Source organism: Streptomyces sp. NTD91 (assembly GCF_059510455.1).
Window position 1 is genome coordinate 1 of sequence record NZ_JCAJZW010000024.1, and the last position, 26,061, is coordinate 26,061.

Here is a 26,061-nt window from a genome sequence, read left to right on the forward strand (position 1 = left end):
CTATCAGACCCTTTCGGCGTCTGACCCCCAGTCAGCGGGGCTTGTCCTCCGGGCCGTTGGGCCGTTCGGACGAGTGAGACTTTAGCGGATTCCGTGCTCCCGAGCGAATCGGGGGCGGCGCTCTTTCGAACGCGGATTCCTCATTTCGCAAATACACACGCCACACCAGTCGGCACCGGAGTGTCGATTGCTGGTGGTACTTGCGGAGTGGCTGTCCGGGGACCGACCGGGGTCGGCGCTCACGTCGAACAACTCGGAGAACCTTACGGATCGGCGTGGGGCGTGTCAACTCTGAGCGAGGCGTCCCCCGGCGGCGTACTCTGTTGGGCATGACGACGCGTACGTGTACCCAGCTTTGGTGGGCCGCCTGACGGCGGCCGTACTCACGTATGCAACCAACGGCCGCCGCTTCGGCGGCCGTTCTCGTATCTCCTCCGGACTCCGGGGGCCGGCCGCAGGAGCGGCGGTCCCGACCAGGAGGTGGAGTGGAGATGACGCGGGTCTTCAGCGGGCTTCAGCCGACCGGGCACCTGACGCTGGGCAACTATCTGGGAGCCCTCCGGCGCTGGGTGGAGACGGACCAGCACCAGGCCGACTCGGTGTTCTGCGTCGTGGACCTGCACGCGCTGACGGTGGACCAGGATCCGGCGCGGTTGCTCAGGCTCAGTCGGCAGACGGCGACGTTGATGCTGGCGGCCGGGCTGGATCCCGACGTGTGCACGCTGTTCCTGCAGAGCCATGTCGACGAGCACACGAGACTCTCGTACCTCTTGGAGTGCGTGGCGACCGACGGTGAGATGCGCCGGATGATCCAGTACAAGGAGAAGACGGCGAGGGTGCGGGAGCGCGGCGGTACGGTGCGGCTGTCGCTGCTGACGTATCCGGTGCTGATGGCGGCGGACATCCTGGGGTACGGGGCGGACGAGGTGCCGGTCGGGGACGACCAGGTGCAGCATGTGGAACTGGCGCGGGATCTGGCCGTGCGGTTCAACCAGCGGTTCGGGCACACGTTCGTGGTGCCGAGGGCGACCCGTCCGGGTGTCGCGGCACGCGTGATGAATCTGCAGAACCCGACGTCGAAGATGGGGAAGTCGGACGAGTCGGGGCTGGGGGTCGTCTATCTGCTGGACGAGCCGGACAACGTGCGGAAGAAGATCATGCGGGCTGTCACCGACAGCGGGCGCGAGGTGGGGTACGACCGGGAGGGCCGTCCGGGCGTCGCGAACCTGCTGGAGATTCTCGCTGCGTGCACGGACGGGAACCCTGAGTCACTGGCAGCCGTTTACGACTCGTACGGCGCTTTGAAGAAGGACACCGCGGAGGCCGTGATGGAGGTCCTCGGGCCCGTGCAGGCCAGGCACAGGGAGCTGTGCGCCGACCCAGCCTATGTGGAGGGGGTGCTGCGGGAGGGTGCGGAGAAGGCGAGGACGATGGCCCGGCCGACCGTCGATGCGGCGTACCGGGCAATCGGGTTGCTGCCGCCGGTGTTCGAGAGGGCGTTGAGCGCGGCCGGCCGTTAGGGCGGTGGGGGACTGCCCGTGCGGGTGCCGGTGTGGGGGCGGCCGGTGGTGAGCCGTCGCCCCCCGCTGCCGGGTCAGTCCTTCTTGCCGGAGGCGAGTTCGCGGCTGCGGTCGCGGGCGGCCTCGAGGGCGGCGATGAGGGCGGCTCGAACGCCGTGGTTCTCCAGTTCGCGGATGGCGTTGATCGTCGTACCCGCCGGGGAGGTGACGTTCTCGCGGAGCTTGACGGGGTGTTCGCCGCTGTCGCGGAGCATCACGGCGGCGCCGATGGCGGACTGGACGATGAGGTCGTGCGCCTTGTCGCGGGGCAGGCCGAGCAGGATGCCGGCGTCGGTCATGGCCTCGACCAGATAGAAGAAGTACGCGGGGCCGGAGCCCGACAGGGCGGTGCAGGCGTCCTGCTGGGTCTCGGGCACGCGGAGCGTCTTGCCGACGGCGCCGAAGATCTCCTCGGCGTGCGCGAGGTGCTGCTCTGTGGCGTGGGTACCGGCGGAGATCACCGACATGGCCTCGTCGACGAGTGCGGGGGTGTTGGTCATGACCCGGACGACCGGGGTGCCTGCGGCCAGCCGCTCCTCGAAGAAGGAGGTGGGGATACCGGCTGCGCCGCTGATGACCAGGCGGTCGGCGGGGACGTGCGGGGCCAGTTCGTCCAGGAGGGTGCCCATGTCCTGCGGCTTGACCGTGAGGATGAGGGTGTCGGCGGTCTTGGCGGCCTCGGCGTTGGTGACCGGGGTGACCCCGTAGCGGGTGCGGAGTTCTTCGGCGCGTTCGGGGCGGCGGGCGGTGACCAGGAGGTCGGCGGGCGCCCAGCCGGCCCGGATCATTCCGCTGAGCAGGGCTTCGCCGATCTTGCCGGTGCCGAGGACTGCGACTTTCTGGCTCATGGGGTTCAGTTTTGCACCGGTGAGGAGCGTGGCGGCTGGCTTGTCCGGTGGGCGGACGCCGTCTTGGCCGGGGGTCGGCCTGGCCTCACGGCCCGCGCCCGCCGGGCGTGAGGCTCGGTCGGGCGAGCAGCCGGTCGGGATCACACTGTCCGGCGTCGCAGGGTCGCCGCGCCCAGTGCCAGGACCAGCAGTGCGCAGCCGGCCACGATCAGGACGTCCCGGACGAAGGTTGCGGTCATGTCGGTGTGGCGCAGGACCTGGTCCATGCCGTCGACGGCGTACGACATGGGCAGCACGTCGGAGACGGCCGTGAGGACGGGGTGCATGTCGGAACGGGGAGTGAACAGGCCGCAGAGGAGGAGCTGGGGAAAGATCACTGCGGGCATGAACTGGACCGCCTGGAACTCCGAGGCGGCGAAGGCGGAGACGAAGAGGCCGAGCGCCGTGCCGAGCAGGGCGTCGAGAAGGGCGACGAGCAGCAGCAGCCAGGGGGAGCCGGCGACGTCGAGGCCCAGCAGCCACAGGGCCAGTCCGGTGGCGAGAGCGGACTGGACGATGGCGAGCGCGCCGAAGGCGAGGGCGTAGCCGGCTATGAGGTCGGCCTTGCCGAGGGGCATGGCGAGGAGGCGTTCGAGGGTGCCGGAGGTGCGTTCGCGCAGGGTGGCGATGGAGGTGACCAGGAACATCGTGATCAGCGGGAAGATGCCGAGCAGGGAGGCGCCGATGGTGTCGAAGGTGCGCGGGCTGGCGTCGAAGACGTAGCGCAGCAGGACCAGCATCAGGCACGGGACGAGGAGCATCAGCGCGATGGTGCGCGGGTCGTGCCGGAGCTGGCGCAGCACCCGGGCGGCGGTGGCGGTCGTGCGGGAGAGGTTGAGGGCGCCGGTGGGGGCGGGCGCGGGGGTGGTCGTGGTCATCGGAGTCGTCCTCGTCGGGCTCATCGGATGGTCTGCTGCGGCTGGTGTGCGGCGGCCTCGTCGACGAGGCGGAGGAAGGCGGCCTCGACGGTGTCGGCGCCGGTGCGGCTGCGCAGCTCCTCGGGGGTGTCTCCCCCGGCCTCCGGCCCGGAGGTGCCCCCGGCGAGGATCTCGCCCTCGCGCATGAGCAGGAGGCGGTGGCAGCGCTCGGCCTCGTCCATGACGTGGGAGGAGACGAGGAGGGTGGTGCCGCGGCCGGCGGCGATGTCGTGGAAGAGGTTCCACAGGTCGCGGCGCAGGACGGGGTCGAGGCCGACGGTGGGTTCGTCGAGGACGAGGAGTTCGGGGCTGCCGAGCAGGGCCACGGCCAGTGAGACCCGGCCGCGCTGGCCGCCGGAGAGGTTGCCCGCCAGGGTGTCGGCGTGGCTGGTGAGATCGACGTCGGCGATGGCGCGGGTGACGTGTTCGTGGCGGCGTTCGGCGGCGATGCGGGTCTCCCCGCGCGAGCGCGTTCGAGCGTGCGGGAGGCCGGGGTCGAGGATCGCGGCGAAGTACTCGAGGTTCTGGCGGACGGTCAGGTCGTCGTAGACGGAGGGGGCCTGGGTGACGTAGCCGACGCGGCTGCGCAGGGTGGGATGGCCGGCCGGGTGGCCGAGGACGTCGAGCGTGCCGGTGACCTTGGCCTGGGTGCCGACGATCGCGCGCATGAGAGTCGACTTGCCGCAGCCTGAGGGGCCGAGCAGGCCGGTGATCCGGCCGCGCGGGACGGTGAAGCGGAGGCGGCGCAGGACGGTGCGGGGACCGCGGACGACGGTGAGGTCCTCGGCGTGGACGGCCGGGGCGGCGACCGTGGCGGAGGTGCCGGGGGGTTCGAGTGGTGGGTCCGGCAAGTAATTCATCATGCGGTGAATAATCTGCCCGGACGTCTCGGACGTCAAGGGCCGTGTGAGGGCGGGGTCGACGGCAGCACGGCCGAGTCCGTACACAATGTCCGCCGCCCCGGGCGTCCCGGACGTCAAGGGGCAGGGGACCGGCGGACGGCCGACAGCGGCGGCCGAGGGGACACCCGGCCTCCACTGTTGACCGGACCGCCCAGGTCAGGGCTTGTTGGCGACGAGCAGGAGCACGTCGTAGGTCTCCTCGACGACACCGTCCGGGAACACCTTCAGCAGGTGGGCACGCTCGTCCTCCAGAAATGCGGATCTGCGGCCCTCGGGTGTGAGGAGGAAGGCGGAGTGGCTGCCGATGTTGGCGAGGTGGGTGTCGATCGGGACACGGCGGCTCCAGCGGATCTCCCGGCGGCTGAAGCGGAGGCGGCCGCTGGGGTCGGCCCGTTCCGTGCGGCCGGCGTCGTGCTTCTGGGCGACGACGTCCACGCCCAGGAAGCGGCCGACACGGGCGGCGGCCTCGGCGATCCACTCGACGTCCAGGGCGTCGCCGTTCCACCACAGTGCCAGTGCGCCACCCGGCCGCAGCACTCGCAGCGCCTCCGGCACCGAGCGGGCGGTGTCGGTCCAGTGCCAGGCCTGGGCGTAGGTGATGAAGTCGGCGGATGCGTCGGCGACGGGGAGAGCGTCGCCGACGCCGCGGACGATCGGGAGCCGCGGCAGGCCGCGGCGGAACTCGGCGGCCATGCCCGCCCCGGGTTCGACGGCGAGTACGTCGGCGCCGCGGGCGTGCAGCGGGGCGGTCGCGATGCCGGTACCGGCGCCCACGTCCACGACCTTGGCACCGGACAGCGAGCGGCCGGCCAGTTCCTCGACGGTGTCGAAGAGAGCGGGCGGGTAGGAGGGGCGGTTCGCGGCGTACTGGGCGGCGGCGGCGTTGAAGGAGTGCGCGCGGGCCGCGTTCGAGAGGGCGGGAGAGGGCGAGGAGGAGGGGGACGGTGAGGGCGGCTGTGGCGTGGTCATACGGACATGGTGGTCGGGCGGGGGTGGCGACAGCAGTGGTTTTTCGGGGCGGGGTGCGGGTGGGCAGGGGCCCGGCCACGCGGGGCATGGGTGCGTGAGCGGCGGGACGGCTCCGGTGCGGGAGGCGGTTGCTGTGGGCCCAAGTCGCTTACGCTGCACTGGTGTTCCGCGAGGAAGGGAGCCGCCGTGGGCGGGCAGGATGAGGATGCGGCGGACGTCGCCGGGGGCGCCGGGGACGTGGTGGTGCGGCCGGTCGGGTGGGTCGTCGGTGGACGCGGGGAGGTGCGGGACGACGAATGGGGTGCGGTTCGTGCCGTGATCCGGATCGACGGTGAGCGGTTCGGGGAGGAGGCCTTGGCCGGGCTGGAGGACTTCTCCCACCTGGAGGTCGTCTACCACTTCGACCGGGTCCCGGAGGACGGGATCGAGACCGGTGCCCGGCATCCACGCGGCAACACCGACTGGCCGAAGGTCGGCATCTTCGCCCAGCGCGGCAAGAACCGTCCCAACCGGATCGGGGTCTCCCGCTGCCGTGTCCTACGGGTCGACGGGCTTCGGCTGCACGTCGAGGGGCTGGACGCGGTGGACGGCACTCCGGTGCTGGACATCAAGCCGTACCTCACGGAGTTCGGACCGCAGGGCACCACGCGTCAGCCGGAGTGGGCGACGGCGATCATGAGCAACTACTACTGAAACGGAGCCGAGCGGGCTGACGCCCCGCCGTCACCCCGGCCGTTCGGTGTCCCTAGCGGCGGCGCTTCTTCCTCGACGGGTTGCCGGTGCGGCGGGAGGAACGGCGGGCGTACTCCTCGCGCGCCCTGGCGTACTCCTCGCGGTGGAGTCTCTCGCCCGGGGCCTCGGTGAGGGAGCGGAAGAAGTAGGCGAGGAGGGAGCCCACGAAGCCGATGGCGAGAAGGCCGCGCAGGGAGGCCTGGCGCTGGGGGTCGTGGCGCTTGCCGAAGCCCTCCCAGGTGTTGCGGAAGGCGAGGGCGCTGCAGATCGCGAACATGGCGATGATCAGTACCGTCACGAAGGAACCGGTGCCGGCGATCCGGATGCCCTCGTAGGCGAAGCGCAGGATCAGGCAGGAGACGACGGCGGCGACGAGGGAGCCGACGGCGACGCCGGCGCGGCGGGCCGCGTAGCCGTGGTCGTGGTTCACCCAGGTGGTGCCGAAGAAGCGGAGGGGCTCCGGGCGGGGTCCGCCGTCCTGGGCCGTACCGCCCGCGGAGCCCGCCGCGATGTCCGGGGTGCCGTTTTCGTCGCTCACGGGACGATTATGGCGCCGGGCGGGCGCGGGCTCCGGGTGGGGTCGGCCGTCAGCCGCAGCGGGACGCGATGTAGCCGTCGCTGCCGGTGCGGACGTACGCGTCGGAGACGTACTCGCCGTTGTCGATGTTGTCCCAGATGTTCGAGGTGCCGTACGGACCGGTGACGGTCGTCCCCGGCGCCTGGCAGAAGATCGGGACGCGCATGCCCTCGGGCAGGACACGAACGATTCCGTAGTTGGTGCCGGGGCCGCTGCGGACGTTCAGGCGGACGCCTGGAGCGACCGCGTACGTACGCATGGCGGCCTCCGCCTGCAAAGCAGCGTCTCCGACGCCGAGTTCCATCTCTTCTGCACGGTCGACGGCCACGCCGTTACCTCCCCGTCGGGCGCCAAGGTTGCCATGGCGTCAGTGGTCCCCGTAGTCGAGTCGCAGCACATCTGTACACGACTCGCGCGCGCAGGCTAGCAAGCCGCCTCTGTCTCGCACGAGTCATCGACTAGGCTCCGTGCGTCGCGCGCGCGGACGAACAGCACGGGGGTGGTCGCATGACGCCACGCGGGAACACAGGAGCGGGCGCGGAAGCGGAACTCCCCGGGTACGCCGGTCACTACCGCCTGGAGTCCAACCTGGGTTCGGGGGGCATGGGCGTCGTCCACCTGGCGCGCAGCACCTCGGGGTTGAAGCTCGCGGTGAAGGTCGTACACGCCGAGTTCGCCATAGATCCCGAGTTCAGGGGCCGTTTCCGGCAGGAGGTGGCCGCGGCCCGGAGGGTGAGCGGTGCCTTCACCGCGCCCGTCGTGGATGCCGATCCGGAGGCCGAACGGCCCTGGATGGCCACGCTGTTCATTCCCGGTCCCACTCTCTCCGAGCACGTCAAGCGGAGCGGGCCGATGACGACGGCGCAGTTGCGGCGGCTCATGGCCGGGCTCGCCGAGGCATTGCGCGACATCCATCGGGTCGGCGTGGTGCACCGGGATCTGAAGCCTAGCAACGTGCTGCTGGCCGAGGACGGGCCGAAGGTCATCGATTTCGGCATCTCCCGCCCGAGAGACAGCGAACTGCACACAGAGACCGGAAAGTTGATCGGTACGCCTCCTTTCATGGCGCCCGAGCAGTTCCGACGACCGCGTGAGGTCGGGCCGGCCGCCGACATCTTCGCGCTCGGGTCGGTGATGGTGCACGCGGCCACGGGGCGTGGCCCCTTCGACTCGGACAGCCCGTACGTCGTGGCCTACCAGGTGGTGCACGACGATCCCGATCTGACCGGGGTGCCCGAGAGTCTCGCGCCGCTGGTGCTGCGCTGCCTGGCCAAGGAGCCCGAGGACCGGCCGACGCCGGACGAGCTGATGCGCGAACTGCGGTCGGTGGCGGCCTCGTACGACACTCAGGCCTTCATACCGGCGCAGCGCACGGGCGACGACGCGCCGGCTCCGCGGCCTCCTGCCGGGAAGCGGTCCGCGTCGGCGCCGAAGCGGCGGTTCGGCCGGAGGGTGGCGGTGGGTGCAGGGGCACTCGGCCTCGTCGTGGCAGCCTCGCTGGGAGCGTTGATCGGGGACGGCGGTCGTACGGCGACGGGTACGAGCCCGCACACCAACGCGGCCGCGTTCAGCTCCTGGCGGGTCAGGCCGGTGCCGGACGGGTCGGGGATGCCGCAGTGTTCTTACGGGGCCGGGAAGGTGTTCTGCGCACGGGCCGGTGCCGCTTTCGCCCTCTCCTCCGCCGACGGCCGGCTTCTGTGGCACCGTGCCGGCGCCGCCAGGTCCGTGTGCGGACCGCCGGTTCTGGCCGGTTCTCTCGTCCAGTTCTGCACGGGCGGCGACTCCCTGCTGGCCGCACGCGATCCGCGCTCCGGCGACGAGGTGTGGAAGCGGCGTCTGCCTCAGGGAACGACGGTCCGGTACGTCGGCGGTACGGTCCTGCTCACGAGCGACAGCGGGACGGTCACCGGTGTGGACGGCAGGTCGGGCCGTGTGGAGTGGCACCGACGCCTGCCCGGCTACAGCACCCCGTCCCTCACCTCGTTCGCCGGGGATCCGCTGGCGTACGCGACCACCTCGTCCCAGGACGGGGCACACACGCATGTGGCCGCTGTGGACCCGCGTACCGGTGCGGTGCGTTGGGAGGCGTCGCTGGACGGGACACTGAGCCCTGTCGGCAGCCAGGACGGGTCCCTGTTCCTCCTGTCCGCCGACAAGTCGTCGGACACGAAAGCCGTCGTCCGCTACAGACCGGCGTCGAGGACCTCGCGCCGGGTGGGCCTGCCCGTCCCGCGTCAGTCACCTCAGGCGACCGCCCACGGCGGCACGGTGTACCTGCTGGCCGCCGGCGGCTCGCTGGAGGCCGTCGATCTGAATGCCGGCAAGCGGCTGTGGCACTTGGAAACGTCCGTCGCCCGCGGCTCGGAGCCGATCGCCGACGGTGGGCACGTCTACTTCACGTCGGCCGACGGCCGCCTGCTCGCCGTCGACGCCCGCAGTGGACGCCTCGTCGGGCAGACGCCGGCGCGGCTCGGTACCGCCGTGGTCACCGCCGACCTGCCGGCCCCACTGGTCGTCGGCGGCCGCGTCTACGCCACCGCCCCCGACGGAACCGTCTTCGCCGTCGCGGCGCGCGACCCCGCCGGCTGGTGACACGCGCAGGGGCCGCCCCGGGCGCAAGGCGGCCCCTGCTCACGTACGGGTTCAGCCCAGCTTCGTCACGTCCCGCACCGCGCCCTTGTCCGCGCTGGTCGCCATCGCCGCGTAGGCGCGGAGGGCGGCGGAGACCTTGCGGTCGCGGTTCTTCGGGGCGTGCACGCCGTTCAGGGCCTGCTCGCGGCGGGCGAGTTCGGCCTCGTCGACGACGAGTTCGATCGTGCGGTTCGGGATGTCGATGCGGATGCGGTCGCCGTCCTGGACGAGGGCGATGGTGCCGCCGGAGGCCGCCTCCGGGGAGGCGTGACCGATGGACAGGCCGGAGGTGCCGCCGGAGAAGCGGCCGTCGGTGATCAGGGCGCAGGTCTTGCCGAGCCCGCGGCCCTTCAGGTACGAGGTCGGGTAGAGCATCTCCTGCATGCCGGGGCCGCCCTTGGGGCCCTCGTAGCGGATGACGACGACGTCGCCGTCCTTGACCTCCTGGGTGAGGATGCGCTGGACGGCCTCCTCCTGGGACTCACAGACCACCGCCGGGCCCTCGAACGTCCAGATGGACTCGTCGACGCCGGCCGTCTTCACCACGCAGCCGTCGACGGCCAGGTTGCCCTTGAGGACCGCGAGACCGCCGTCCTTGGAGTACGCGTGCTCGACGGAGCGGATGCAGCCGTTCTCGGCGTCGTCGTCGAGGGCCTCCCAGCGCTCCGACTGGGTGAAGGCCTCGGCGGAGCGCTTGCAGCCGGGGGCCGCGTGCCACAGTTCGACGGCCTCGGGGGACGGGGAGCCGCCGCGGACGTCCCAGGTCTTCAGCCAGTCGGCCAGGGACGGGCTGTGGACGGCGTGGACGTCCTCGTTGAGCAGGCCGGCGCGGTGGAGTTCGCCCAGCAGGGCCGGGATGCCTCCGGCGCGGTGCACGTCCTCCATGTAGTACGTGCGGTTCTTCGCGACGTTCGGGGCCACCTTGGCCAGGCACGGGACCCGGCGGGAAACGGCGTCGATCTGCTCCAGGCCGAAGGGGACGCCCGCCTCCTGGGCGGCGGCCAGCAGGTGCAGGATCGTGTTGGTGGAGCCACCCATCGCGATGTCCAGGGCCATGGCGTTCTCGAAGGCCTGGAAGGTGGCGATGTTCAGGGGGAGGACCGAGTCGTCGTCCTGCTCGTAGTAGCGGCGGGTGAGGTCCATGACCGTGCGGGCCGCGTCGACGTAGAGCTGCCTGCGTGCGGTGTGGGTGGCGAGGACGGAGCCGTTGCCGGGGAGGGACAGGCCGATCGCCTCGGTCAGGCAGTTCATGGAGTTGGCGGTGAACATGCCGGAACAGCTGCCGCAGGTCGGGCAGGCGTTCTCCTCGATACGGAGGATGTCCTCGTCGGAGATCTTGTCGTTGACGGCGTCGGAGATCGCGTCGACCAGGTCGAGGGTGCGGACGGTGCCGTCGACCAGGGTGGCGCGGCCGGACTCCATCGGGCCGCCGGAGACGAAGACCGTGGGGATGTTCAGGCGCAGGGCGGCCAGCAGCATGCCCGGCGTGATCTTGTCGCAGTTGGAGATGCAGACCAGGGCGTCGGCGCAGTGCGCCTCCACCATGTACTCGACGCTGTCCGCGATCAGGTCGCGGGAGGGGAGCGAGTAGAGCATTCCGCCGTGCCCCATCGCGATGCCGTCGTCGACCGCGATCGTGTTGAACTCGCGCGGGATGCCGCCCGCCTCGACGATCGCCTCGGAGACGATCCGGCCGACCGGCTGCAGATGCGTGTGGCCCGGGACGAACTCGGTGAAGGAGTTGGCGACGGCGATGATCGGCTTCCGGCCGATGTCCGCACCCGGTACACCGGAGGCGCGCATCAGGGCGCGGGCGCCCGCCATGTTGCGGCCGTGGGTGACTGTGCGGGACCTCAGCTCGGGCATCGTCGCTCGCTCCTTCGAAGATCTGCCAGACAGTTCTGATTGTCTCCGAGCGTACGCCGGTGCTCCGAACGCTGGACGCGACTGTCCGGAATACGGGACGGCCGTCTCGGCGGCACGGAACTCCGGGCGCGGCTCAGGCGCTGGTCAGATGGTGCTGTACGACCGGTGCCACGCGCGCGATGATCTGCTCCAGGTCGGCGGAGGCCAGCGGCTCCAGCTTGACGACGTACCGCATCATCGCCGCACCCACCAGCTGTGCGGCGGCCAGCTCGGCGCGCAGTTCGGCGTCGGGCAGGTCCAGCTGGGCGGCGATGCGACGCAGCAGCTGGGAGGCGACGAGCCGGCGGAAGACGGCGGCGGCGGTCTCGTTGTCCACCGCGGACCGCAGGATCGCGAGCAGCGGCGTACGGGTCGCGGGGTTCTCCCAGACACCGAAGACGAAGCGGGTCAGCCGCTCCCCCACCCCGTCGACGGGGCCGGCGGCCAGCGCCTCGGGGGCGTTCAGCGCGGGCGCGAAGGCCACCGCGGTCGCCGCCTCGAAAACCTGCTCCTTGGTGCCGAAGTAGTGGTGGACCAGCGCGGAGTCGACGCCGGCGGCCTTGGCGATGCCGCGCACGGACGTCTTCTCGTACCCGCGCTCGGAGAACTCCTCACGGGCGGCGGCGAGGATGCGGTCGCGGGTGTCGGTGGACTCCGTGCGCGGGGGTCTGCCCCGTCGGCGGGCCGGCTGCGCGTGGCTGTTCACGGCCGGCGCACCCGTACCGCCGACGACAGGTGCTTGCGGGCGAAGGCCAGGGCCTCGGCGAGGTCGGCCTCGCGTTCGGCACCGGACATGGCCCGCCGGGTGTTGACCTCGACGACGACGTGGCCGTCGAATCCGGACAGCGTCAGGTGTTCCAGCAGCTCGGCGCAGGGCTGGGTGCCGCGGCCGGGAACCAGGTGCTCGTCCTTGGCGGAGCCCCGGCCGTCGGCCAGGTGGACGTGGCCGAGCCGGTCGCCCATGCGGCCGATCATGTCCAGGGTGTCCGTGCGGGCCGTCGCCGCGTGGCTCAGATCGATCGTGAAGTGCCGGTAGTCGTGCCGTGTGACATCCCAGTCCGGGGCGTAGGCGAGCATCTCGCGGTCGCGGTAGCGCCACGGGTACATGTTCTCGACGGCGAACCGCACGTCCGTCTCGTCCGCCATCCGCCAGATCCCGTCGACGAAGTCGCGCGCGTACTGCCGCTGCCAGCGGAAGGGCGGGTGGACGACGACGGTGGAGGCGCCCAGCTTCTCGGCGGCCGCCCGGGCGCGCTGCAGCTTGACCCAGGGATCCGTCGACCAGACCCGCTGGGTGATCAGCAGGCAGGGGGCGTGGACGGCCAGGACCGGGATGCCGTGGTAGTCCGACAGGCGGCGCAGCGCCTCGATGTCCTGGCTGACCGGGTCGGTCCACACCATGATCTCGACGCCGTCGTAACCGAGGCGCGCGGCGATCTCGAAGGCCGTCGCGGTGGACTCCGGATACACGGAGGCCGTCGACAGCGCGACGCGGACGTCCCTTGGTTCAGCCACGTCCGTCACCTTACGGCGTCGGGTGGTGCCGGTGCCGGGTGCCCGTTCGCCGTTGTGAGGATTGCCATTCGGGCGGATGCGGGTGCCCGGTCGCTTCCGACGCCCACGCGGCGGAGCCGCAGTCGGCGCAGCCCGCGCCCCTTCCGGGGCGCTAATCGGAGTCCATGTGATCAAGGCGCCGAAGGATGACGCCTTCGCGCAGGGCCCACGGACAGACCTCCAGACTCTCGACGCCGAAGAGGTCCATCGCGCCCTCGGCGACCAGGGCGCCCGCGACGAGCTGACCCGCCCGGCCCTCCGAGACCCCCGGGAGTTCCGCGCGCTGCTGCGAACTCATGCTCGCCAGGCGCGGGACCCAGGCCTCGAGGGACTCGCGCTTGAGTTCCCGCTGGACGTAGAGGCCCTCGGTGCTGCGGGCGGCGCCGGCGATGCGGGCGAGCTGCTTGAACGTCTTGGACGTGGCGACCACGTGGTCGGGGGCGCCGAAGCGGCTGAATTCGCCGACCGTCCGGGCGATCTCCGTACGGACGTGGCGGCGCAGGGCACGTACGTCCTCCGGGGAGGGCGGGTCACCGGGCAGCCAGCCCGCGGTGAGGCGGCCGGCGCCGAGCGGCAGGGAGACGGCGGTGTCCGGCTCCTCGTCCATACCGTAGGCGATCTCCAGGGAACCACCGCCGATGTCGAGGACCAGCAGCTTTCCGGCGGACCAGCCGAACCAGCGGCGGACCGCGAGGAAGGTGAGGCGGGCCTCCTCCTCGCCGCTGAGGACCTGGAGCCGTACGCCGGTCTCGCCGGCCACGCGCGCGAGGACGTCGTCGGCGTTGGTGGCCTCGCGGACGGCGGAGGTCGCGAACGGCAGCAGGTTCTCGACGCCCTTGTCCTCGGCGGCCTGGAGCGCGTCCCGTACGACGTCGATCAGCTTGTGGATGCCGTCGTCGTCGATGGCACCGCTGTCGTCGAGCAGCTGGGCGAGCCGCAGTTCGGCCTTGTGCGAATGCGCGGGCAGCGGGCGCGCGCCGGGGTGTGCGTCCACCACCAGCAGATGCACCGTGTTGGAACCCACGTCCAGGACACCGAGTCTCATGTACGGAACGCTACTGCCAGATCGTCCGTCGACAGTCCCCGGAACGGGCACCGGCCACTTACCCTGGACAAGTGCCAAAGACGAAAAAGGCGAAGGATCACAAATCCTCCAACGGAGTGAAGGATTCTTCGCAGGCGAAGGCGTCCGTGTCCAAGAAGTCGTCGAAGAAGTCGGCGCAGGCCCCGCAGGTGAGCGACGAGCAGGGGCTCGACTTCGCGCGTGCCTGGGTGGAGTTTCCGGATCCCGCGGACGACGATCAGGTCTTCCGCTGTGATCTGACATGGCTGACCTCCCGCTGGAACTGCATCTTCGGCAGCGGCTGCCAGGGCATCCAGGCGGGCCGCGCGGACGACGGGTGCTGCTCGCTGGGCGCGCACTTCTCCGACGAGGACGACGAGAAGCGGGTCGCCGAGCATGTGGCACGGCTCACGCCGGAGATCTGGCAGCACCACGACGAGGGCACCCGTAACGGCTGGGTCGCCGAGGACGACGAGGGCTCCCGGCAGACGCGGCCCTTCCAGGGCTCGTGCATCTTCCAGAACCGGCCCGGTTTCGCGGGCGGCACGGGCTGCTCGCTGCACATCCTCGCGCTGCGGGAGGGCCGGGAGCCGCTGGAGACCAAGCCGGACGTGTGCTGGCAGCTGCCGATCCGGCGCACGTACGACTGGCTCGACCGCCCCGACGACACGCGGGTGCTCCAGGTGTCGATCGGCGAGTACGACCGCCGGGGCTGGGGCCCGGGCGGGCACGACCTGCACTGGTGGTGCACCTCGGCGACGTCGGCGCACGGCGCGGGTGAGCCGGTGTACGTCTCCTACCGGGCGGAGCTGACCGAACTGATGGGCAAGGCCGGTTACGACCGCCTGTCCGAACTCTGCGAACAGCGCCTGGCATCGCAGCTGCCCCTGGTCGCGCCGCACCCGGCCGACCCGGCGACGTAGGCCGAGCGGGCCCGGCCGGAAGGGACCGGTTGCGCAGGTACGGCCGGCCGGGCGGACAGCGCCGGCAGCCGGCCCCGCGGCAGCGGCGCCCGACGGTCCGTGCCGTCCCGGCCGCTGCGCCGGGACGCCGGGCGCCCCGGGACGGGGCGCGGGCAAGCGGAAGACCGGGTGATGACGGATTCGTTCCGCCCGGGCCTCCCACGCCGGACGAGGCTCTGCGCAGTCCCGTCCCCGTCGGAGGACGCCCCGGCCGCATCCGGCACGGCTCGGGCCACCGACCAGGACTTCGCCCCTTTCCACTCGCCATGTCCCGCCCCTTCCCGAAGCGCCCTCAGCTCCCCCGAACGCGCTCGGACCTCGCTGCCGCCGCCGGACGAGGACTGCCGCCGCCCGCCCTCCACTCCCCCACTGCCTCCCGGGCCGCCCTCATCCCCCGGCCGGGCTCGGGGTCTCGCTGCCGGACGAGGACGGCGTGGACGGTGTCGACGTCGGGGTCGGGTCGGAGGGGGACGGTGAGCCGGTGGGAGGTGGGGGCGGGTCGGTCGGGGGTGTGGACGGCGGGTCGGTGGGGGGTGCGGTCGGCGGTGTCGGGGCGGGGGTGGACGACGCCGGTGGCGGGGTGGGGCGGCGGGTGGGGGCCGTGCCGTGGCCGTCGATGGTGACCACCGTGCCGGCCGGGGAGATCGCCACCTGTGCGTGCCATGAGCCGGAGGGCTCGTGGAGGTGGTCGACGTACACCTTGATCGTCAATGTGTCGCCCGGGTCGAGGGTTCCCGTGGACCGGCTGAGGTAGAGCCAGGGCGCCGAGGTGGACGCGGACCAGCGGACCGGGGAGGAGCCGGACGCGGTGAGGGTGATCAGGGTGGTGTCGCCGTCGTTCGCGGCGCCGACCGCGAGGTGCCCGGCGCCCTTCGTGCCCGCTCCGGCCACGCTGACGACCTCCACGGAGACGTCCGCCTTGCCGTCCTTGCCGACGCGCGGGCCGGGCTTCACACTCGCGTTCCCGGCGTTCTCGTAGCCGCCGGCCGTGTCGCTGCGCAGGGCGTCGGGGCCCTGGGTCTCGCGCGCGGTGGGAGAGGGGCCGTGGCCGTCCGCCGTGGGGGCGCCCCGGTAGGCGGCCCACAGGGCCAGGACGGGCGCGGCGACGACCGTGGCGACGACCGTCGTCGTCACCGCACGCGCGCGTAGCCGGTCGCGGCGGGCCGCGCGGTCCTTGGGATCCATCGGGAAGCCCCGCCGGTCGAAGCGGGGCGCCGCCGTGCCACGCGCGCGTGGGTGGTGGGCGAGGGCGGCGAGCAGGTCCGCGTGGGGTGCTTCGACGACGGGCAGTTCGGCGGGCGTGACCGTGGCGCCGGGCCAGCGGCCGGGGACGGCGCGCTCGGCGGTGCGACGGCAGCGCGGACAGTCGTCCACGTGCCGGACCAGTTCGCGGCGCAGGGCGGTGCTGAGGACGAGACCGCTGTCACCGGTGAGATGGGCCACGCCGGGGCAGCCGCCGGTCTCGACGACGGCGAGCGCCGCGCGGGTGCGTTCGACCTCGCAGGCGGCGGAGGCGAGCAGTTCGCGCGCGGCCGCCGGTTCCATGCCGAGGACGGCGGCGACCTCGTGCGCGGCCAGGTGGTGGCGCACGGCCAGTTCGAGGGCCTCGCGCTGCTCGGGGGTCGTACCGGCCGCCTCCGGCCAGGCCAGCAGGGCGAGTTCGCGACGCCGCCGCTCCTGGACCTCGGTGGAGGCGGGCGGCTCGGGGGCCTCCCGCGCGCCGGCGCGGCGGCCGGCGGCGTGGGTGGCCTGACGTTTCTGCTTGGCCTCGGCCAGCTTGCGCAGGCACGCCCAGCGGGCCAGCGCGTACAGCCAGGCCCTGCGGTCGCCGGCGTCCTCCGGGGCACGGTGCCCGCGCCGTTCGGCCAGCGTGAGGACGTCGACGAGGGCGGCGGTGGCCGCGTCGTGGTCGCACAGCACCGACAGACAGTAGGTGAACAGTCCGTCCAGGTACGGCTCGTACCGCGCGGACGGCTGCTGGGCGAGGGTGCGCGCGGCGGCACGGTCGCGCCTCTCGCCGGCCTCGCGCGCCACTGCTTCTTCGCGCCCCTTCCGCGCCGGTCGTGCTTCACGCGCCTCACCGCGCGCCCGGTGCGCGCCGGTGGTGCGGACGGTGGTCTCCGGACTGCTGCTCATCACCCGTGCGACCGTAGGCGGCGGCGGAGTGCCGCTTCTTGAAGCTTGAGCTCTTTTAATTCGTACGGGTGAAACGATCCCTCATAAGGGGACAGGAACCCTTTGTTCCGCGGCCGGATGCCGACAGGTGATGGCCGATACCCGTCACCCACATACGGCCCGAGGACCCGTTGTCAGTGCCGCGGGCTACGGTTTCCGCATGGCTGCCCGTACCAAGACCACCAAGGACCGCCCGTCCTACCGCTGCACCGAGTGCGGCTGGCAGACGGCCAAGTGGCTCGGCCGCTGTCCCGAGTGTCAGGCCTGGGGCACGGTCGAGGAGTACGGCGCGCCCGCGGTCCGTACGACGACACCGGGCCGGGTGACGACGTCCGCGCTGCCCATCGGCCAGGTGGACGGCCGACAGGCCACCGCCCGCTCGACCGGGGTGCCCGAGCTGGACCGGGTGCTCGGCGGCGGCCTGGTGCCCGGCGCGGTCGTGCTGCTCGCGGGCGAGCCCGGCGTCGGCAAGTCCACGCTGCTGCTGGACGTGGCCGCCAAGTCCGCGAGCGCCGAGCACCGCACCCTCTATGTGACCGGCGAGGAGTCGGCGAGCCAGGTGAGGCTGCGCGCGGACCGCATCGGCGCACTGCACGAGGAGCTGTATCTGGCGGCGGAGACCGACCTGTCCGCCGTCCTCGGCCACTTGGACCAGGTCAAGCCGTCCCTGCTGATCCTCGACTCGGTGCAGACGGTCGCCTCCCCGGAGATCGAGGGCGCGCCCGGCGGCATGGCCCAGGTGCGGGAGGTGGCGGGCGCGCTGATCCGGGCCTCGAAGGAGCGGGGCATGTCCACCCTCCTCGTGGGCCACGTCACGAAGGACGGCGCGATCGCCGGCCCCCGCCTGCTGGAGCACCTGGTGGACGTCGTCCTGCACTTCGAGGGCGACCGGCACGCGCGCCTGCGCCTGGTCCGCGGCGTGAAGAACCGCTACGGGGCGACGGACGAGGTCGGCTGCTTCGAGCTGCACGACGAGGGCATCACGGGCCTCGCCGACCCCAGCGGCCTCTTCCTGACCCGTCGTGCCGAACCGGTTCCGGGCACCTGCCTGACCGTCACGCTGGAGGGCCGCCGCCCGCTGGTGGCCGAGGTGCAGGCGTTGACCGTGGACTCGCAGATCCCCTCCCCGCGCCGGACGACCTCGGGCCTGGAGACCTCGCGCGTGTCGATGATGCTGGCCGTCCTGGAGCAGCGGGGCCGGATCAGCGCGCTCGGCAAGCGGGACATCTACTCCGCGACGGTCGGCGGGGTGAAGCTGTCGGAGCCGGCCGCCGACCTCGCGATCGCCCTCGCGCTGGCCTCCGCGGCCAGTGACACCCCGCTGCCGAAGAACCTCGTCGCGATCGGCGAGGTGGGCCTCGCGGGCGAGGTCAGACGGGTGACGGGCGTGCAGCGCAGGCTCACCGAGGCGCACCGGCTGGGCTTCACGCACGCGCTCGTGCCGACCGATCCGGGCAAGGTGCCGCCCGGCATGAAGGTCCTGGAAGTGGCCGACATGGGGGACGCGCTGCGGGTGCTGCCGCGCTCCCGTCGCCGAGAGGCCCCACGGGAGGCGGAGGACCGCCGGTAGACTTTGCCCTGGTCTCGCCCGTCCGTACGAACCGAGTGCGGTTTACGGGAGCGCGTCAGAACCTGCGACCGGAGGAGTGCAGTGGCAGCCAACGACCGGGCAGCAGCTCCCGGAAAAATCGGTGGGAGTGCCGGTTCCGATGGCCTGATGCGCGCCTCCCTGAGCGCGGTGGCTCCTGGTACGGCCCTGCGGGACGGCCTGGAGCGCGTGCTGCGGGGCAACACCGGCGGGCTGATCGTCCTCGGGTCCGACAAGACGGTCGAGGCGATGTGCACGGGCGGGTTCGTGCTGGACGTGGAGTTCACCGCGACCCGGCTGCGGGAGCTGTGCAAGCTGGACGGCGGCATCGTGCTGTCGTCGGACCTGTCGAAGATCCTGCGGGCGGGCGTGCAGCTGGTGCCGGATCCGACGATCCCCACGGAGGAGACGGGCACCCGGCACCGTACGGCGGACCGGGTGAGCAAGCAGGTCGGCTTCCCGGTGGTCTCGGTCTCCCAGTCGATGCGCCTGATCGCCCTCTACGTCGACGGTCAGCGCCGCGTCCTGGAGGACTCCGCGGCGATCCTGTCCCGCGCGAACCAGGCGCTGGCCACGCTGGAGCGGTACAAGCTGCGCCTGGACGAGGTGGCCGGCACCCTCTCCGCGCTGGAGATCGAGGACCTGGTGACGGTGCGGGACGTGTCCGCCGTCGCGCAGCGCCTGGAGATGGTCCGCCGTATCGCCACCGAAATCGCCGAGTACGTGGTCGAGCTGGGCACGGACGGGCGTCTTCTCGCGCTCCAGCTGGAGGAGTTGATCGCCGGGGTCGAGCCGGACCGCGAGCTGGTCGTCCGGGACTACGTGCCCGAGCCGACGGCCAAGCGTTCCCGCACGGTCGAGGAGGCCCTGTCCGAGCTGGACGCGCTGACCCACGCGGAGCTGATCGAGCTCGGCACGGTGGCGCGGGCACTGGGCTACACGGGTTCCCCCGAGACCCTCGACTCCGCGGTGTCCCCGCGGGGCTTCCGGCTGCTGGCCAAGGTTCCGCGGCTTCCCGGCGCGATCATCGACCGGCTGGTGGAGCACTTCGGCGGCCTGCAGAAGCTGCTCGCCGCGAGTGTGGACGACCTGCAGACCGTGGACGGCGTGGGCGAGGCCCGGGCGCGGAGTGTGCGGGAGGGCCTGTCGCGGCTGGCGGAGTCCTCGATTCTGGAGCGCTACGTATGAGGCAGGGCCGGGCGCCTGACAGCTCGACGCGTGTTGCGGCCCGGCGGCCACGGGTCGTGGGTGGCTGATTTCGCAGTTCCCCGCGCCCCAGGGGCGCGCATCCCTCAGTCGGCCGACAGCACGAACGACGTCTGCACCGTCGCGAACCCCGGCGTCTTGGCCTCCAGCAGGTACGTGTCCGCCTTCGCGGAGCCCGCCGCAGGCGTGGCGCACTGGGCGGCGCTCGGTTTGCGGTCCCACTTCACCGTGTAGGTGATGCTCTGCCCGGCCGGCACCCGGAACACCAGGCTCCCCGCGCCCTTGGGGCAGTCGGCCGACGACCAGAACGTCTGGCCGCCGTCCGTCGGCGTGATGGTCAACACCGCGTTCTTCGGCCCGAGATCGACCTTGCAGTCGGTGGACGAGCGGTTCTTCGCGGTGAGTTCGAAGGTCGGCGTCTGGTCCGGCGCGTACGAGTTGTGCCGGCTGCGCAGGCTCAACGTCACTGCGGAGGAGGTGCAGTTGGGCAGCGTGGACGACGCCGGGATGGTGTCACCCGTGCCGACGTCACTGCCGGCTCCCGCGCCCGAGCCGCCCGCCGTGCCGTCACCGGATCCGGAGGACCCGGTGGAGCCGCCGCCCGAACCGCTGCCGCCGGCCGAGCCGGAACCGCTCCCACCGGTGCCGCTGCCGCCGCCCGAGTCGTCGCGTCCGCCCGGGTGTTGGCTGATCGCGGGCCCGGACGAGGAGGGGCCGGGCGTGATGGTGTGCGCGGGATTCTTGCCTTCGGACCCGCCGGCGTTCTTCTTGCCGCCCCCGCCGCCGGCAGTGACGATCCACGTGATCAGCAGCGCCAAAAGGGCGATCACCGACAGCAGTACGACCCTCCTTCGCCAGTAGATGGAGGAGGGAAGCGGCCCGACCGGATTGCGCAGAGATCCCACGGCGCAAACTGTACGAGAGATCGCCGTCCTTGCTTGCGCCACCCGCCGCGCGAGCGTCAACTTTTCCGGATCATCATCCCGGCAACTGCCGCAACGACCAGGGACCTTCACCCTTCGGCACGCTGAGTGACCGTGCCGTCACCCGTCATGCGCGCCGACCCGTGGCAGGATCGGAAGGCCATGACTGAGAAGCTGCACACCCCCGTGATCGCCTGGTTCGACGCCCACGCCCGTGACCTCCCCTGGCGCCGCCCGGAGGCGGGCCCGTGGGGTGTGATGGTGAGCGAGTTCATGCTCCAGCAGACCCCGGTCAACCGGGTGCTGCCGGTGTACGAGGAGTGGCTGGCCCGCTGGCCGCGCCCCGCCGACCTGGCGAAGGAGTCGCCCGGCGAGGCGGTGCGCGCCTGGGGCCGGCTCGGCTATCCGCGCCGTGCGCTCAGGCTGCACGGCGCCGCTGCCGCCATAACGGAACGGCACGGCGGGGACGTACCGACGGAGCACGCGCAGTTGCTGGCGCTGCCCGGGATCGGCGAGTACACGGCCGCCGCGGTGGCCTCGTTCGCGTACGGGCAGCGGCATCCGGTGTTGGACACGAACGTGCGCCGGGTCCTCGCGCGGGCGGTGACGGGTGTGCAGTACCCGCCGAACGCGACGACGGCCGCCGAGCGCAGGCTCGCCCGCGAGCTGTTGCCCGAGGACGAGAACACGGCCGCACGCTGGGCCGCGGCCTCCATGGAACTGGGCGCGCTGGTGTGCACGGCGAAGAACGAGGGCTGCGCGCGGTGCCCGATCGCCGCGCAGTGCGCCTGGCGGCTGGCCGGCAAGCCGGAGCACGCCGGGCCGCCGCGCCGCGGACAGACGTACGCCGGCACGGACCGGCAGGTGCGCGGAAAGCTCCTGGCGGTGCTGCGGGAGGCGCACGCGCCGGTGCCGCAGGCGGTACTGGACCGGGTGTGGCACGAGCCGGTGCAGCGCGCCCGCGCACTCGACGGGCTCGTCACGGACGGTCTGGTGGAGCCACTGCGGGGCGGCCTCTATCGGCTGCCGCTCAGTTGACGGACAGCCAAGTCACAGTTCCCGCAGCTTCGTTACCGAGCCTTTCGACCGACAAAGGCCCACAGAAAGGGACATAACGGGCCACCTCCTTACCCCGTTCCTGCGGCTGTTACACAACCGACGGACAGCCGATTGCTAGCCGCAGGCTGGATCGGACAACGCCGTGACAACCACTCCCTACCTTCATTCCCGTGCCCGGCAGACCACCGGACACGGGGAACGTACGCAGGACTTCAGGCGAGGGCCTAAGTGAACGGGGAACGGAGGCGGTCGATCATGGCGCAGGGTGAGGTGCTCGAGTTCGAGGAGTACGTCCGCACCCGGCAGGACGCGCTGCTGCGCAGTGCCCGCCGGCTGGTCCCGGACCCGGTCGACGCGCAGGACCTGCTGCAGACGGCGCTGGTGCGGACGTACGGCCGCTGGGAGGGCATCGCCGACAAGCGGCTCGCCGACGCCTATCTGCGCCGCGTCATGATCAACACTCGTACGGAGTGGTGGCGGGCGCGCAAGCTGGAGGAGGTCCCGACCGAGCAGCTGCCCGACGCGTCCGTGGACGACTCCACCGAGCAGCACGCCGACCGCGCCCTGCTGATGGACGTCATGAAGGTGCTGGCACCGAAGCAGCGCAGTGTTGTGGTACTGCGACACTGGGAGCAGATGTCCACGGAGGAGACGGCCGCGGCCCTCGGCATGTCGGCGGGTACGGTCAAGAGCACGCTGCACCGGGCGCTCGCCCGGCTCCGCGAGGAGCTGGAGGCCCGCGATCTGGACGCACGCGCGCTGGAGCGTGAGGAGCAGGAGCGTTGCGCGGCCTGACCGGGGCCGGACCCGAACGGGTCCGGAGCAGTGCACAGGCGGTGATCGCGGCGGGTGCCGCGCTCGCCGCCATCGCCCTTTTCGTCGCCGCGTGCGGCACGGGGGGCACCGGCACCCGCGACGAGGGGCCGGCGCACGCCTCGGCGGTCGCCGGGGTCGTCGACTCCCCCTCGCCGAGCCCGTCCGGCGGCTTCCGGCGCGTGGACGCGGTCTCGCTCCTCAGAAGTGACCCGGCGGTCTCCCCCGCGGTGAAGCGGGACCTGAAGCCGTGCAGCGGCGGCGACTACCCGGTCGACGTCACCTACGGCTATCTGACGGGCGGATCCGTCAACGACGTCCTCGTCAACGTGTCGACCTGCGGTGACTGGGTGGGCATCGGCACCTATGTGTACCGGCGCGTGGAGGGCACGTACAAGAATGTGTTCAAGGCAGAGGAATCGCCGGTCTACTCGGAGATCGACGGCACCGACCTGAGCGTGACCAAGCAGGTGTACGCGACGGACGACCCGGTGTCGAACCCCTCCCAGGAGACCGTGATCACCTACCGGTGGAAGGCGGGCCGGTTCACCGAGATCAACCGGCACGAGACCGACTACAGCAAGACCGGCGGCGACGCGGCGGCCACCACGGACAACTGAACCCCCCACAACGCAAGGACTGAGAGCACCGGGATGGCAGACCAGACCCACGTCCTGTTCGTCGAGGACGACGACGTCATCCGCGAGGCCACCCAGCTCGCCCTGGAGCGGGACGGCTTCGCGGTCACCGCCATGCCCGACGGCCTCTCGGGCCTGGAGGCGTTCCGGGCGAACCGCCCCGACATCGCCCTGCTGGACGTCATGGTCCCGGGCCTGGACGGCGTCAGCCTGTGCCGTCGTATCCGGGACGAGTCCACCGTGCCAGTGATCATGCTGTCGGCGCGCGCCGACTCCATCGACGTCGTCCTCGGCCTGGAGGCGGGCGCCGACGACTACGTGACCAAGCCGTTCGACGGCGCCGTGCTGGTCGCGCGGATCCGGGCGGTGCTGCGCCGCTTCGGACACGCCGGCGGCAGCGACCGGAGCGAGCCCGCGGAGGACACGGTGACCGGTGGCGTGCTCACCTTCGGGGACCTGGAGGTCGACACCGAGGGCATGGAGGTGCGCAGGGCCGGGCAGCCGGTCGCGCTGACGCCCACCGAGATGCGGCTGCTGCTGGAGTTCTCCTCCGCGCCGGGCACCGTGCTCTCCCGCGACAAGCTGCTGGAACGGGTGTGGGACTACGGCTGGGGCGGGGACACCCGGGTCGTCGACGTGCATGTGCAGCGGCTGCGCCAGAAGATCGGCCAGGACCGGATCGAGACGGTCCGCGGCTTCGGCTACAAGCTGAAGGCCTGAGCGGAGCGGCGGCATGCGGGGGATCCTTGGGTATCCGGTCCGGCGTATGGAGCGAGCGGGCCTGCACACGGGGCTCAGATGGAAGCTCAGTGCGGCGATCGCGCTGGTGGCGGGCCTGGTGGCGATAGCTCTCAGCCTGGTCGTGCACAACGCGGCCCGGGTCTCGATGCTCGACAACGCGCGCGACCTGGCCAACCAGCGCGTCCAGGTCGCGCAGCGCAACTACGAGCTGAGCCGGCGGCCGAACTTCCCCAACATCAAGGTCGACGACCCCGAACTGCCGGACGCGCTGCGCGAGAAGGTCGAGGAGGGCCGCAAGGCCAGTGACGTCATCGACCGTGACGGCGTGCCGGACATCTGGGCGGCCGTGCCGACCAAGGACGGGCACGTGCTGTCCCTGCACAGCCATATGCCGGACCGTTCCACCGACGTGATGAAGGACCTCGACCAGGCGCTGGTCATCGGCTCCGTCGCGGTCGTGTTCTGCGGCAGCGCCCTCGGTGTGCTGATCGGCGGGCAGCTGTCCCGGCGACTGCGCAAGGCTGCGGCCGCCGCGAACCGGGTCGCCAGGGGCGAGACCGACGTCCGGGTGCGCGAGGCCATAGGCGGGGTCGTACGGGACGAGACCGACGATCTCGCGCGCGCGGTGGACGCCATGGCGGACGCGCTGCGGCAGCGCCTGGAGGCCGAGCGGCGGGTCACCGCCGACATCGCGCACGAGCTGCGCACCCCGGTGACGGGCCTGCTCACGGCCGCCGAACTGCTGCCTCCGGGCCGCCCGACCGAACTCGTCCTGGACCGGGCGAAGGCCATGCGCACACTGGTCGAGGACGTCCTGGAGGTGGCCCGCCTGGACGGCGCCTCGGAGCGGGCCGAGCTGCAGGACATCATGCTGGGCGACTTCGTGGCCCGCCGGGTGGCGGCCAAGGACCCGGACATCGTCGTACGGGTGGTGCACGAGTCGGAGGTCACCACCGACCCGCGCCGGCTGGAGCGGGTGCTGTTCAACCTGCTCGCCAACGCCGCCCGGCACGGCAGGCCGCCGATCGAGGTGACCGTCGAGGGCCGGGTGATCCGGGTCCGCGACCACGGTCCCGGCTTCCCCGAGGAACTGCTCGCCGAGGGCCCGAGCCGCTTCCGCACCGGCAGCAAGGACCGCGCCGGTACGGGCCACGGACTGGGCCTGACCATCGCGGCGGGCCAGGCCCGCGTCCTGGGCGCCCGCCTGACCTTCCGCAACGTGCGCCCGGCCGGGGCGCCGCCCGGTGTTCCGGCGGAGGGCGCGGTGGCGGTGCTGTGGCTCCCGGAGCACTCTCCCACGGCGACGGGGAGCTATCCGATGCTGCCGCTGTCAGGAGGCACGGCCTGACGTCGGGAGCCGCCCGCAGGCCGGCCCTTTGGGCGGCGCTCACCGAAGCAACGAGTCCGTGAGCCGCTCGGCGGCGTCCGCGTCCAGCGGTGCGTGCCCCAGCAGGAACCGGTACCAGAAGAACCCGTAGAACTGGTCGACCAGCAGATCGAGGTCCCGGTCGGCGGCCAACTCACCCCGCTCCAGCCCCCGTTCCAGCACCGCTCGCACCGCTGCCCTGCGCGAGTGGGTGAACTCCCGCACAGCTCGGCCAGACGCAGGGGCGGAGCGTCACTGGCGACGGGGCGCTGACCGGCGCCCGGGCCGTCGGGCGGGTGCGCGTCCGGGACTCAGCAGGCCCAGTCCCGATCCGGGTCCAGCCCGCCCTCCCGCCGCTGCGTGAACGAGAACCAGTTGCCGGAGTCGTCGCGGAACAGGGCCTCCGTGCCGTAGGGCCGCTCCTGGGGCTCCTGCAGCACCCGGGTATCAGGGAGGCGCCGCGCCCCCCGTGCCGCTCGCGGTACTCGCTCGGGGTGAGTCCGGTCCGGGTCTTGAAGCGGGCGGAAAACGTGCCGAGGCTGCTGAAGCCGGCCAGGGTGCAGATCTCGGTCACGGTGAGGTCGGCGCAGCGCAGCATCTCCTCGGCCCGCTCGATCCGCCGGTGGGTCAGATACCGGCCCGGCGTCTCGCCGTAGACGTCCTTGAAGGCGCGCACGAAGTGGAACCGGGAGTATCCGGCACAGGCCGCCACCGCGTCCAGAAGAGGCCGGGGTCGGCCCAGTCCCGGTCCATGGCGTCCTTGGCCAGACGCATACGGCGCAGCTTGTCCATGCGGCCGATGGTGACACGGGGCACTGACATCCCTTCCCTGGGACCCACGGCTGAGCGGCACCGGTGCAGACAAAATGCAGACAAAAAGGGAAGACCCCGGGG

At 71.9% G+C, this 26,061-nt stretch carries 23 protein-coding genes and 3 pseudogenes; 11 read left to right on the top strand and 15 right to left on the bottom strand.

Going from position 1 to position 26,061, the window contains the following annotated elements; all coding sequences use genetic code 11:
* Nucleotides 1-491 precede the first annotated feature (491 nt).
* Nucleotides 492-1,520, top strand: coding sequence for a tryptophan--tRNA ligase (trpS, locus tag AC5WRT_RS23400; RefSeq protein ID WP_496095824.1), 1,029 nt, complete (start codon nucleotides 492-494; stop codon nucleotides 1,518-1,520).
* Nucleotides 1,521-1,594: 74 nt separating this feature from the next.
* On the opposite strand, the gene proC is transcribed toward trpS, so the two are convergent.
* The 4 genes from proC to AC5WRT_RS23420 form a co-directional block, all read right to left on the bottom strand.
* Nucleotides 1,595-2,407, bottom strand: coding sequence for a pyrroline-5-carboxylate reductase (gene proC, locus AC5WRT_RS23405; RefSeq protein ID WP_496095817.1), 813 nt, complete (start codon nucleotides 2,405-2,407; stop codon nucleotides 1,595-1,597).
* 140 nt (nucleotides 2,408-2,547) lie between these two features.
* Entirely contained in the window at nucleotides 2,548-3,324 is a 777-nt protein-coding gene (locus tag AC5WRT_RS23410; protein WP_496095816.1) for an ABC transporter permease, read from the bottom strand.
* 20 nt (nucleotides 3,325-3,344) lie between these two features.
* Nucleotides 3,345-4,226: an ABC transporter ATP-binding protein gene (locus AC5WRT_RS23415; RefSeq protein ID WP_496095815.1), complete on the bottom strand. Its 882-nt coding sequence runs from the start codon at nucleotides 4,224-4,226 to the stop codon at nucleotides 3,345-3,347.
* A 195-nt stretch (nucleotides 4,227-4,421) separates the two neighbouring features.
* Nucleotides 4,422-5,234, bottom strand: a complete 813-nt coding sequence (locus AC5WRT_RS23420) for a class I SAM-dependent methyltransferase (RefSeq protein WP_496095814.1) — start codon at nucleotides 5,232-5,234, stop codon at nucleotides 4,422-4,424.
* A 237-nt stretch (nucleotides 5,235-5,471) separates the two neighbouring features.
* Here AC5WRT_RS23420 and AC5WRT_RS23425 point away from each other — a divergent pair, with 237 nt between their 5' ends.
* Nucleotides 5,472-5,927 (top strand): SAM-dependent methyltransferase, encoded by a 456-nt coding sequence (locus tag AC5WRT_RS23425; protein ID WP_496095823.1) that lies wholly within the window; start codon nucleotides 5,472-5,474, stop codon nucleotides 5,925-5,927.
* Between the two features lie 52 nt (nucleotides 5,928-5,979).
* On the opposite strand, the gene AC5WRT_RS23430 is transcribed toward AC5WRT_RS23425, so the two are convergent.
* Together AC5WRT_RS23430 and AC5WRT_RS23435 are read right to left on the bottom strand one after the other, a co-directional pair.
* Nucleotides 5,980-6,504, bottom strand: a complete 525-nt coding sequence (locus AC5WRT_RS23430; protein ID WP_496095813.1) for an EamA/RhaT family transporter — start codon at nucleotides 6,502-6,504, stop codon at nucleotides 5,980-5,982.
* A gap of 49 nt (nucleotides 6,505-6,553) precedes the next feature.
* A complete protein-coding gene (locus AC5WRT_RS23435) occupies nucleotides 6,554-6,871 on the bottom strand; it encodes an SH3 domain-containing protein (protein WP_496095812.1) in 318 nt (105 codons plus the stop codon).
* 179 nt (nucleotides 6,872-7,050) lie between these two features.
* On the opposite strand from AC5WRT_RS23435, the gene AC5WRT_RS23440 reads away from it, so the two are divergent.
* Complete coding sequence (locus AC5WRT_RS23440) at nucleotides 7,051-9,135, top strand: serine/threonine-protein kinase (RefSeq protein WP_496095811.1); 2,085 nt, start codon at nucleotides 7,051-7,053, stop codon at nucleotides 9,133-9,135.
* Nucleotides 9,136-9,186: 51 nt separating this feature from the next.
* Here AC5WRT_RS23440 and ilvD read toward each other — a convergent pair whose 3' ends face one another.
* The 4 genes from ilvD to AC5WRT_RS23460 all read right to left on the bottom strand — a co-directional run bounded on the left by ilvD (nucleotide 9,187) and on the right by AC5WRT_RS23460 (nucleotide 13,678).
* A complete protein-coding gene (ilvD, locus tag AC5WRT_RS23445; protein ID WP_496100582.1) occupies nucleotides 9,187-11,040 on the bottom strand; it encodes a dihydroxy-acid dehydratase in 1,854 nt (617 codons plus the stop codon).
* A gap of 133 nt (nucleotides 11,041-11,173) precedes the next feature.
* Entirely contained in the window at nucleotides 11,174-11,785 is a 612-nt protein-coding gene (locus tag AC5WRT_RS23450) for a TetR/AcrR family transcriptional regulator (RefSeq protein WP_496100583.1), read from the bottom strand.
* Nucleotides 11,782-12,594, bottom strand: coding sequence for a sugar phosphate isomerase/epimerase family protein (locus AC5WRT_RS23455; protein WP_496095808.1), 813 nt, complete (start codon nucleotides 12,592-12,594; stop codon nucleotides 11,782-11,784). The genes AC5WRT_RS23450 and AC5WRT_RS23455 overlap by 4 nt, the downstream gene beginning before the upstream one ends.
* Nucleotides 12,595-12,745: 151 nt before the next feature.
* Nucleotides 12,746-13,678: a Ppx/GppA family phosphatase gene (locus AC5WRT_RS23460; RefSeq protein ID WP_496095807.1), complete on the bottom strand. Its 933-nt coding sequence runs from the start codon at nucleotides 13,676-13,678 to the stop codon at nucleotides 12,746-12,748.
* A gap of 71 nt (nucleotides 13,679-13,749) precedes the next feature.
* Here AC5WRT_RS23460 and AC5WRT_RS23465 point away from each other — a divergent pair, with 71 nt between their 5' ends.
* Nucleotides 13,750-14,619, top strand: coding sequence for a DUF3109 family protein (locus AC5WRT_RS23465; RefSeq protein WP_496095806.1), 870 nt, complete (start codon nucleotides 13,750-13,752; stop codon nucleotides 14,617-14,619).
* A 426-nt stretch (nucleotides 14,620-15,045) separates the two neighbouring features.
* Here the strand turns inward: AC5WRT_RS23465 and AC5WRT_RS23470 are convergent, their stop codons facing one another.
* A complete protein-coding gene (locus AC5WRT_RS23470) occupies nucleotides 15,046-16,794 on the bottom strand; it encodes a BACON domain-containing protein (RefSeq protein WP_496095805.1) in 1,749 nt (582 codons plus the stop codon).
* A 199-nt stretch (nucleotides 16,795-16,993) separates the two neighbouring features.
* Here AC5WRT_RS23470 and radA point away from each other — a divergent pair, with 199 nt between their 5' ends.
* Both radA and disA read left to right on the top strand, forming a co-directional pair.
* Entirely contained in the window at nucleotides 16,994-18,403 is a 1,410-nt protein-coding gene (radA, locus tag AC5WRT_RS23475) for a DNA repair protein RadA (RefSeq protein ID WP_496095804.1), read from the top strand.
* Between the two features lie 81 nt (nucleotides 18,404-18,484).
* Entirely contained in the window at nucleotides 18,485-19,609 is a 1,125-nt protein-coding gene (gene disA, locus AC5WRT_RS23480; protein ID WP_330338559.1) for a DNA integrity scanning diadenylate cyclase DisA, read from the top strand.
* A gap of 104 nt (nucleotides 19,610-19,713) precedes the next feature.
* On the opposite strand, the gene AC5WRT_RS23485 is transcribed toward disA, so the two are convergent.
* Nucleotides 19,714-20,532, bottom strand: a complete 819-nt coding sequence (locus tag AC5WRT_RS23485; RefSeq protein WP_496095803.1) for a hypothetical protein — start codon at nucleotides 20,530-20,532, stop codon at nucleotides 19,714-19,716.
* A 180-nt stretch (nucleotides 20,533-20,712) separates the two neighbouring features.
* On the opposite strand from AC5WRT_RS23485, the gene AC5WRT_RS23490 reads away from it, so the two are divergent.
* The 5 genes from AC5WRT_RS23490 (at nucleotide 20,713) to cseC (ending at nucleotide 25,149) form a co-directional block, all read left to right on the top strand.
* On the top strand, nucleotides 20,713-21,588 hold the full coding sequence (locus AC5WRT_RS23490) for an HhH-GPD family protein (RefSeq protein ID WP_496095802.1): 876 nt from the start codon (nucleotides 20,713-20,715) through the stop codon (nucleotides 21,586-21,588).
* A 276-nt stretch (nucleotides 21,589-21,864) separates the two neighbouring features.
* Nucleotides 21,865-22,404, top strand: a complete 540-nt coding sequence (locus AC5WRT_RS23495) for a SigE family RNA polymerase sigma factor (RefSeq protein WP_330338561.1) — start codon at nucleotides 21,865-21,867, stop codon at nucleotides 22,402-22,404.
* Nucleotides 22,392-23,042, top strand: a complete 651-nt coding sequence (locus AC5WRT_RS23500) for a hypothetical protein (RefSeq protein WP_496095801.1) — start codon at nucleotides 22,392-22,394, stop codon at nucleotides 23,040-23,042. Before AC5WRT_RS23495 ends, AC5WRT_RS23500 begins: the two co-directional genes overlap by 13 nt.
* Nucleotides 23,043-23,075: 33 nt before the next feature.
* Nucleotides 23,076-23,780 carry a two-component system response regulator CseB gene (gene cseB / locus AC5WRT_RS23505; RefSeq protein WP_496095800.1) on the top strand — a complete coding sequence of 235 codons (705 nt, stop codon included), beginning with the start codon at nucleotides 23,076-23,078 and terminating at the stop codon, nucleotides 23,778-23,780.
* A gap of 13 nt (nucleotides 23,781-23,793) precedes the next feature.
* Nucleotides 23,794-25,149, top strand: a complete 1,356-nt coding sequence (gene cseC / locus AC5WRT_RS23510) for a two-component system sensor histidine kinase CseC (protein ID WP_496095799.1) — start codon at nucleotides 23,794-23,796, stop codon at nucleotides 25,147-25,149.
* Between the two features lie 39 nt (nucleotides 25,150-25,188).
* Here cseC and AC5WRT_RS23515 read toward each other — a convergent pair.
* From AC5WRT_RS23515 to AC5WRT_RS23525, 3 pseudogenes are all read right to left on the bottom strand, one after another.
* Nucleotides 25,189-25,401: pseudogene (locus AC5WRT_RS23515) on the bottom strand (TetR-like C-terminal domain-containing protein); the annotation flags it as partial.
* 77 nt (nucleotides 25,402-25,478) lie between these two features.
* Nucleotides 25,479-25,604 (bottom strand): annotated as a pseudogene (locus AC5WRT_RS23520) (VOC family protein); the annotation flags it as partial.
* Nucleotides 25,600-25,959: pseudogene (locus AC5WRT_RS23525) on the bottom strand (helix-turn-helix transcriptional regulator); the annotation flags it as partial. The pseudogenes AC5WRT_RS23520 and AC5WRT_RS23525, both read right to left, overlap by 5 nt.
* Between the last annotated feature and the right edge of the window lie 102 nt (nucleotides 25,960-26,061).

Excerpts from the sequence above, each read along its gene's own strand:
- trpS (WP_496095824.1), top strand. The coding sequence starts at position 492 with ATGACGCGGGTCTTCAGCGGGCTTCAGCCGACCGGGCACCTGACGCTG.
- proC (WP_496095817.1), bottom strand. The coding sequence starts at position 2,407 with ATGAGCCAGAAAGTCGCAGTCCTCGGCACCGGCAAGATCGGCGAAGCC.
- AC5WRT_RS23410 (WP_496095816.1), bottom strand. The coding sequence starts at position 3,324 with ATGACCACGACCACCCCCGCGCCCGCCCCCACCGGCGCCCTCAACCTC.
- AC5WRT_RS23415 (WP_496095815.1), bottom strand. The coding sequence starts at position 4,226 with ATGATGAATTACTTGCCGGACCCACCACTCGAACCCCCCGGCACCTCC.
- AC5WRT_RS23420 (WP_496095814.1), bottom strand. The coding sequence starts at position 5,234 with ATGACCACGCCACAGCCGCCCTCACCGTCCCCCTCCTCCTCGCCCTCT.
- AC5WRT_RS23440 (WP_496095811.1), top strand. The coding sequence starts at position 7,051 with ATGACGCCACGCGGGAACACAGGAGCGGGCGCGGAAGCGGAACTCCCC.
- ilvD (WP_496100582.1), bottom strand. The coding sequence starts at position 11,040 with ATGCCCGAGCTGAGGTCCCGCACAGTCACCCACGGCCGCAACATGGCG.
- AC5WRT_RS23460 (WP_496095807.1), bottom strand. The coding sequence starts at position 13,678 with ATGAGACTCGGTGTCCTGGACGTGGGTTCCAACACGGTGCATCTGCTG.
- AC5WRT_RS23470 (WP_496095805.1), bottom strand. The coding sequence starts at position 16,794 with ATGAGCAGCAGTCCGGAGACCACCGTCCGCACCACCGGCGCGCACCGG.
- radA (WP_496095804.1), top strand. The coding sequence starts at position 16,994 with ATGGCTGCCCGTACCAAGACCACCAAGGACCGCCCGTCCTACCGCTGC.
- AC5WRT_RS23490 (WP_496095802.1), top strand. The coding sequence starts at position 20,713 with ATGACTGAGAAGCTGCACACCCCCGTGATCGCCTGGTTCGACGCCCAC.
- AC5WRT_RS23495 (WP_330338561.1), top strand. The coding sequence starts at position 21,865 with ATGGCGCAGGGTGAGGTGCTCGAGTTCGAGGAGTACGTCCGCACCCGG.
- cseB (WP_496095800.1), top strand. The coding sequence starts at position 23,076 with ATGGCAGACCAGACCCACGTCCTGTTCGTCGAGGACGACGACGTCATC.
- cseC (WP_496095799.1), top strand. The coding sequence starts at position 23,794 with ATGCGGGGGATCCTTGGGTATCCGGTCCGGCGTATGGAGCGAGCGGGC.